The organism is Acinetobacter sp., from assembly GCF_049284435.1.
GTDB lineage: Bacteria > Pseudomonadota > Gammaproteobacteria > Pseudomonadales > Moraxellaceae > Acinetobacter.
The window spans coordinates 1-2,548 of the sequence record NZ_JBAPXX010000025.1 but is presented as its reverse complement, the minus strand read 5'-3'; the positions used below and the strand labels follow the sequence as shown (position 1 = coordinate 2,548).

The following is a 2,548-nucleotide window of genomic DNA, read 5'->3' as shown; positions in this document are numbered from 1 at the left end:
AGAGATGTTAAATTGAAGAGCATGCTCTTCAATTTAACGCAAAGCTCGGAAATTGTGTAGATACCTATGCCCAAACGGAGAGGGAGCGTCATTTGATTTAATACCTGCATGGATTTCACAATGGATATTCCCTCTCCTGAGCAAGTTTTAAAGTACTGCTTTAAAACGAAGCGCAAGTGAGGGTTAGGGAGAGGTAATTCTAATTAAGTTAAAGCATCCCATGCCTTAAAAACATCTCCAAGCCACTCACCTTCTTGATATACATCAACCGTTCTTTTTCTACTTTAATCTGCTGTTTTATGGCTGAAGTATCTTCGTCAATCTGCTTATACAGGTCAGCAATCTGAACCTTGCCTTTCGCCTTTTTCACTGCAATTCTGGTTTTCGATGACCAGACTAATCTATGAATCAATGTATCGATCTGATACTGTAATTTCTGGCTCTGGGCATCCAAAGCCAGTTGATAAAACTTTAGTTGCTCTGCACTTAAACCTTTTTGTGAAACTTCCTGATCTTGTTCAATCTGCAGCTGCATTTTCAGTAATGTAAACAGATCCTGCTCTGCATAAGCCTCATTGGCACGTTGCAATAATTCAGTTTTCTTGATTTTTTTGACATCATTCACTTCACGGTCAGGGTGAATGATGGCAGCAATTTTTAAATAAACGGTTTTCAATGACTGCTCTGCCATCGCTGTTGCCTGTTCCTGTTTTTCCTGCTGGCGTTTTAATCTGGCTTGCTCACGTGCCTGCTGAAAATGATCTGATTCCCACTCTTCAAATATTTCTGCATCTGCAAGATCTGAGGGATTCTCATTTTTAAAGAATGTTTCCAGTTCATTTATTTTCTTTTGGCTTTTTCTGAATTGGGCATGTTCGGCACGTTGCTGATAGTAAGTGAAGATTTCATTCACTTTATGGGCTTGTTGCGCGGACATTGCCTGAGAGTCTTTTATATAATTTGCAAGGTCTTGAATCTTTTCATCCAGCACCACCAGTTCTGCCTTGGAAAATGGGGTTTCCTGCAGGTGCTTCCAGAGCTGTTCCAGCTGCTTGAACAGCTCACCATGCAATTCATGGTAGACCGGCATGAAGGTTTTATGGGTATATTGCTGCAGCTCTTCTTCAGCCTGTTGCCATTGTTGTAATTCCTGTTTCTGTTGCTCGATTTTATCAATCAGATGATCCAGCTTCTTCTGCTGTGGCGAAAGCGCTGTGAATGGCTGAATCATGGTTTTCAAGTCAAAGAGCATGGCAGGAGAAGGTCAAAGAAGAAATAATATCTATCTTAAATCTTTCAGCTTTCGTCACAAAGTCCTTTTCAGTGTGCCCTTTCGAAATTTGTATCAGAATTAAAAAAAGCAGACCAAAGTCTGCTTTTTCGCTCTCATATTGATTATTCCAGCACTACACGGCCATTCAAGGACTGCACCGGACGGTTCTTTGGGTGTCCCATCAGTTTTGCAAATTCCGAAATCTGCTTGGCAGAAGCCTGCTGAATATCTTTCAGAATCAGCCAGCGTACCCCTTCAGAACACGGAGGTGTGGTCAGCGAGCCGCTAAAGCGATAATAATCCAGATTCTTAGGCAACATCTGATTCACAGCTTGTAGCGTTTTCAAAACCACTTTCTCGCCCTGCTTTTTCGGTAAACGGTTCCACATGCTTTTCAGCATCTGACTTTCCTGCCCCTGTTCAAACATCATCCCCACGACAGCCAGCTCACCTTTGGCATTGGCATGGACAAAGTGGATTTCCAGTGGATAGCTTTTACCCTTGATTAGGTTTTCGCTCGGACTATGCAAATGAAACTGCTTCAGTACAAAGGTATCGCCATCCAGTTGCAATTCACCACCTTGCGCAAAATCCACCTGAACAGTATGACCTTTATTTTCGATCGCATGAATCATGGTGTTATAGCTGAACTTGAGCGGTTTCAGTTCTGCTTTCACTGTTCGCTCAATATTGATCGGTGACTGGTTCAGACCATTACAGGCCGAATATTTCTGGCTCAAAGTCGACCATTGCTCAGGCTGAGTATAATCCCACTCCGCATCTGCCCAGACCGCTGTACTTAAACCCATAACCGTTAAAAGTGTGAATATTTTTTTCACAATACATCCCTTGGTGGAAATCAAAATCAAATTTCTAATTTAAAAACAGTTTATTAAAGTAGTGTAATCACTCTATTTTTCAGGCTACAAACTACAGATTTATGCAGGGATGAAGTGATTTGATTACAAATTTCCAAATACTTTCAGCAATTTCGAAAAACCAAATTACATTAATATTTTTAAATTTCAAATAGATAAAATTAATTTTGACTTGAGAGCAAGCCATAAAGAATGTGATCTTCTTCAAAGTTAATTTGCTGATATTTTGTTCATTATTTACATGAAATATCTATCTTATTTTTAATGTATTCGATAGCTATATTTTTAAGCTCAATCTTCTTTTTTAAATACAATCTATTTTTATTCATAAACTTACACAATCACAGCAGCAACTAAAATACTGATATTGCTAGACTCGAGCCAAAGAGCAAAATGA

At 39.6% G+C, this 2,548-nt stretch carries 2 protein-coding genes; both read right to left on the bottom strand.

All coding sequences use genetic code 11. The features are described 5' to 3' along the window. Positions 1-208: 208 nt before the first annotated feature. Entirely contained in the window at positions 209-1,252 is a 1,044-nt protein-coding gene (locus WAK81_RS01970; protein WP_422195467.1) for a molecular chaperone DnaJ, read from the bottom strand. Between the two features lie 143 nt (positions 1,253-1,395). Continuing rightward, positions 1,396-2,082, bottom strand: a complete 687-nt coding sequence (locus tag WAK81_RS01965; RefSeq protein ID WP_422195468.1) for a carbonic anhydrase — start codon at positions 2,080-2,082, stop codon at positions 1,396-1,398. Positions 2,083-2,548 lie beyond the last annotated feature (466 nt).